Annotated in this window: 1 protein-coding gene and 1 pseudogene; both read right to left on the reverse strand. The window is 32.1% G+C overall.

From position 1 onward, the window contains the following. Nucleotides 1–224: 224 nt before the first annotated feature. Nucleotides 225–665: a hypothetical protein gene (locus tag E6771_RS15645; RefSeq protein ID WP_316092272.1), complete on the reverse strand. Its 441-nt coding sequence runs from the start codon at nt 663–665 to the stop codon at nt 225–227. Between the two features lie 74 nt (nt 666–739). After that, nucleotides 740–5,444 (reverse strand): annotated as a pseudogene (locus tag E6771_RS15650) (autotransporter-associated N-terminal domain-containing protein); the annotation flags it as partial.

The raw sequence follows: 5,444 nt of genomic DNA on the forward strand, positions 1-5,444 counted from the left end.
TCTTATTCGATTAAATATATCTAATATGAAGCTAAAATAATTAATATTTTTTATTTTTTCAACAAATTTATCAAATTATAATTTCCTAAGAAACAAGAATAGCTTTTCTTACTAAAAGCTGTGCAATTCCATCTTTGTTTTCTCCTAAATTTTCTAATTCTTTTTTTGTCAGTTTAATCATTAATATTTCCTCCAAGCTGTTATTATTTTCTTTTTATTATTTTTCATTCTTTTATTATTTCATCATTTTCTACTAATGTATGTGGAAAGTTTTTCAATATTTTTTTTAATTGTTCATTGTTTAAAACTAATTTCTTTAGTATAATTTTACCTTCTGCCATATAAATGCTTATAGCGCCAGCATTATTTTCTAAGCCTTCTTCTAATAGAATTATTAAGTTAGCTTCTTCTTTAGCCTTAACTGGATTTAAATATTTCAATTCTAAATATCTTTTCTTTGATATTTCTCCTTTTAACCAATAAATATTACCTAGAAATTTATAATAAAATCTTATTCCCTTTTGCTTTCTTAATTTTCTTATTAAGATATACTTTCTTATAGAATTTAAAAGATAAATAAGAAAAATGAGGAAAAATAAAACTGTTACTAATAAATAAGTTTTGTTACATGTCATTAAAAGTTCTATAATTTTATCTTTATTCATAATATATAATTTCCCCTTTTAATTATTTTTTAAGTATGAGACCATTTTTCAATGATCTCATACTGTTTTTATTTTTAGAATTTGTAGTTGAATCTTACACCATATTTAATTGATGAATCTCTTCTACTTCCTTCATCTGCTGCCTCCACTTCAAATGTTACTCCCATATGGTTTGCTTTTTCTACTGTAAGTCCAATCTTTCCTATCAGTTTTCCTTCTCTCTCTTCTGGAGTAATAAGGCTGTAATATCCTTCTTCTCCATTTTTTAGTCTTGCTTTATTTCCATCATAATTATCTCCAAATTCATATGCATATTTTACATCTGCTGTTACTTTTACTGATATATCATTTCCTGCATAGATTCTTTGTGATGCTTTTACTCCTGCTCCTGCCTGAGCGCTCAAATAGTCATTATCTTTGATTTGTACTTCCAGTCCACCTTTGCTTCCAGCGCTTTCTTTAAAGTCATCTACCTTTCCATATTCTAAATCTAAATCAGCATATATATCCAACTGTCTAGAAAGATCTGTATAGATAACTTTTGTAAGTCTGTTATCAAACGCTACAGAGTAGGTATTGTATTCTCCCTTATTTTCAAATGTTTCATGAAGATTAAGTTTTCTCTTAGCTATATGTCTGTTGTATCCCAGCTCTATTCTTGATAACCATGATACTTTATGCACATCACTTAGATTTTTAACTCTATGTGCTCCTACTCTTAATGAGTATACATCCTCTTTTGATCCACCATCATCAAAGTCAAACTTAGATCCTGCAAATCCTAATGTATATCCATATTTAGTTCCATATTCTGTTCCTTCTTTTTCTTTCATATACAGAAGTCCCATTACCTTGTAATCATAATCATCTATTCCTAAAGTATCATCTTTGTATTTTCCATCTGTATAGATTACACTGTATTTACTGCTGTCTTTAGTTAGATTGTATGATGATTCAAGTTCATAGAATGAATTGGCAAATGCCTGGTTGATATCCTGCATTCTTCCTTGAATAGTTGCATAGATATCTCCTCTTGTCTCTGCAAGTTTTTTTGATGCTTCTACTCCAAATTCATCTCCACTAAATTCATTAAGATATGCATTTAGATTTTTTAATATTTCTGCATCTCTTCCTATTCCTCCACTGTCAGCAAGAATATTATCAAGTCCTTTATCCAAAGCATCAAATTGTTCTCCTATTGTCAAATCAGCATATGGTCTCTTGGCAATAATAAGGTCTCCATTTTCTGTTATCTTTGGTATAAATAGTGGTGATGTTACAGGTGTAAGTTTTGTTCCTGTTATTGTACCCATTGCTGTATTTACAAAACCTTTTATTTCATATGAGATTCCATTGCCAGTTACAGCAAAGTTTGAAAGTATATTTACTTCACCACTTACACTATTTGCATTAAATAGTGGTGTTCCTGTTGTTACATCTACATATGCTCCATTTACAATTATATTTCCTGCTGTAGAAAGTGTTCCTCCTATTGCTGTATAATTGTTATTGATATGTATTGTTCCATCAGAATCAATTTTTACACTTCCTAATTCTGCATTTCCTACTCCTGTATTTTCAGTTGCTGTTCCTCCATTTACTATTATATTTCCTGCATTTGTAAAATCTCCTGAGCCTTCTATTCCTATTCCATTATTTACTGTTATTGTTCCTTTATTTTGGAATTTTCCACCAGTTCCTACTACCATTCCTGAACCTTCATTTACAGTAATGCTTCCTTTATTTATTATTTCCGCTCCTGAATATGCTGCCATTCCTACTGTTGTTGTTCCATGAATACTTGATGTATTTCCTAAATTAATAGTACCTTCATTTACAGCTATTGCATTATCTTTTACAAGAATTCCTACTCCACCTTTATCAACATTAATAATTCCTCCAGATTTATTTGTAATATATGTACCAGTTCCATTTCCATAGATACCTACTGAATATTCATGTTTTACATCTATAGTACCTGTGTTATTTACTGTTGTTCCATTTGATACAAATATACCTACTGAATTTAGATGATCTTGAGTATTATTAGGATTTCCTTTTATATCTGTTTCTCCTACAGTTATATTTCCAGAATTATTAATTATATTAGCTCCATCAGAGAATATCCCTACTGCTGACATTTCCAGGTTCATATGAGCTCCATTATTGATTGTTGCTGACTCTCCTGTTGTCTGCTTCACAAAGATTCCATATCCACTCTTGCCTACTGACCAGTTATCTGCTGATGTTGATATTATTCCTGTTCCCTCTTTCTTATAGATTCCCACTGAACCTGTATCATTCTCTCCTGTTCCTTTATCAGCAATGGTCATAATTCCATTGTATGTTACATCTCCATTACCTTCACTTACTATACCTATACTTGTATTTGTTCCAACAATTATATTTCCTGTTACTGATGTATTAATTCCTTCTGCATATACTCCTATAGAATTGTTGCTTCCTAGTGTTATTCCTGTAGACATTGTTAAGTTAATATTTCCACTTCCTGAACCATAAATACCTACTCCATTATTTCCTACATTCATAGTTGCTCCAGATTGTGAAATTGTTCCACCTGTCATATTTGTTCCATAGATTCCAATACTGTTATTCCCTACTGAAATATCTCCTGTAGTTCCTGTATATGAACCACCATTTAAAGATACTCCTATTGATGAATTTGTCAGTGAAGCAGATGAGTCCACAAATATATTTCCTGTTACATTAATTGCACTATTTTCTCCATATACTCCAATATTTTTATCACCAGCTGCTATTGTAACTCCTCCTGTTACAGTAAGAATAGAATTTCCTTTTGCCATTACTCCCACTTGATTACTTCCAGAACCTCCAATAGAAATTCCTCCAGCTATTGTTCCTGTTGAATTGTTTAATACTATTCCAATGGTATAGCTTCCTGTTTGTGTAACTGTCGGTATAATTCCTATTGATGCTACACTATCATAATAAACTCCCATAGAATATTTTGCTGAATCAGAATCTGTTCCTGCAATACCAGATTGAACTGTAATTGCTGTTGTTCCAAATGATGGTGCAGCTCCTTTTACATATGCTCCTATTCCTCCATTTTTAGCTGTAATAGTAGAATTTGTTCCAGCAGTTATAGCCCCACCTTCTGCTACTATTCCTATTTGATTATCTGCTGTTATGTTTCCTGTAAAATTCAGTGTAGCACCTTTAGAATACATATATATTCCATCTTCACCAACTGTAATATTAGATGTATTTAAAACTGTGACTACTTTTCCAGCTCCCTCAGCATATACTCCTATACCACCTTTTCCAGCTGTGATTGTTGCTGTTCCTGCTAAAGTTATATTAGAATCTTTTGCTGCTATTCCTATTGCACTCTTATCTGTACTTGAATCTCCTACTTTAATAGTTCCATCTATTGTAGAATTCGTTCCTGATGCTGCCATCACTCCTACACTTTCATTTCCTAAAGTAATATTTCCTGCATTTATATTTGTTGTTACTTCTTCAAGAACTGCTCCTGTATTTCCTTTTCCTCCAGTTGAAGTTATATTATTTGCAGTAAGTCCACCTGTTGCTCCTTTGATATATACTCCTATTCCATCATTTCCTGTCATAATCATATTATCATTCTTTATTGTTTTTCCACTTTCAGCAGTATAAATTCCTATTCCATCTGTTCCTACATTAACAGTTCCTGTATTGTTTATCTCTGCTATATCTGTATAGATTCCAATAGAAGCTGCACTGGATTTTCCACTGGCAGTAATAGTTCCAGCATTGTTTATTGTAATTGTTCCTGTTGGATTAGTTACTCCTTTTATTGCTGCAAGGCCTATTCCTCCTGATTCAGCTGTGATATCTCCAGTATTAGTTATGTTTTGAGCACTTATAGTTCCATTGTCATATGAACCAAGAAGTCCTATTCCTCCTTCACCTATACTTAAATCTCCTGATGAATTTAAACTTCCATTCACAGTTGCTGCAAGTGAGCCTGATCCTGTTGTTGTTATATTATTTCCAAGTGTAAGAGTTCCCCCATTATTATATACTCCTATTCCCCCATCAGTTCCAAAATTAAATGCAAGATTTCCAGTTGTTCCAAGATTAGCAGTTCCTCCATCTACATAAACTCCTACTGCTCCATTACTTATATTAAATAACGAATTATTACTAGTTAAAGTAGTACCATTATTTACATATATTCCCACTGCTCCTGCCCCAGTAGTTGTTATAGTTCCACCAAAGTCAAGAGTTGTTCCTGATGTACCATCTAAATATATTCCTACTCCATTTTTTGCATTTACAGCTACATTATTTACAATATATGTACCTAGTTTTGAACTATCAAATAGTATTCCTACTGATGTTACTGAATCATTTGTACCTGTTATTATGTTTGCTCCATTAAATGCTACATTGTTATCAAGTATATATACTCCAACTGAATCTTGCCCTGTTGTTATATTTCCTGAGATTACAGAATTACTCTTAGCTGCAACTCCTATTGCTCCTGCAGAGTTTGATGTATTTACAGCAAAATCTATATTTGCATTTTCTCCAAATACTCCTACTCCTCCTAAACCTATATTTAAAGTTCCTGTTGTTATCTTATTAGTTCCAGTATTTTTAAGATATATTCCCACTGCATCTGAATTGATTGTTCCTCCAGTTCCATTGAAACTGTTTGTAGAACCATCTACATATACTCCTGTTCCAGTAGCAGCAGTTATTGTTCCTGCATTTATACCTGAACTTGCTCCAAGTCCTCCTATATACATT

Source organism: Fusobacterium sp. (genome assembly GCF_032477075.1).
Taxonomy (GTDB): Bacteria; Fusobacteriota; Fusobacteriia; order Fusobacteriales; family Fusobacteriaceae; genus Fusobacterium_A.